This window comes from Arthrobacter sp. Y3225116 (genome assembly GCF_059091245.1).
Genome location: NZ_JBNHGL010000596.1, coordinates 1 through 339, shown reverse-complemented (window position 1 = coordinate 339; position 339 = coordinate 1). Strand labels below are relative to the sequence as shown.

1 protein-coding gene is annotated in these 339 nt (G+C 73.7%); it reads left to right on the top strand.

Features of this window, described 5'->3' with window-relative positions; all coding sequences use genetic code 11:
- Nucleotides 1-339: ROK family protein (locus AC5RV2_RS19135; protein ID WP_494093635.1), on the top strand; the 339-nt coding region annotated here is incomplete at both ends.

Genomic DNA, 339 nt, shown 5'->3' with positions numbered 1-339 from the left:
GGCTGCCTGGAGGCGCTCGCCGGCGCGCCCGCCCTGGCGGCCGTGCTTGCGGCCGGGGGAAAGAAGGCCGAAAGCAGCCAGGACGTGATCGAACTGGTCCGCGCCGGCGACCCGCAGGCGATCCAGGCGGTGCGCCAGGCCGGACGGGACATCGGCGACGTGCTGGCCACCTGCGTGAACCTGATCAACCCGTCGGTCATCGTAATCGGCGGGCGGCTGGCACAGGCGGGCGAACACCTGCTGGCCGGGATCCGCGAAGTGGTCTACCGGCGCTCGCTGCCGCTGGCGACCGAGCATCTGCGGATCGCCCCGTCCGTAGCCGGGCAGCGCGCCGGCGTG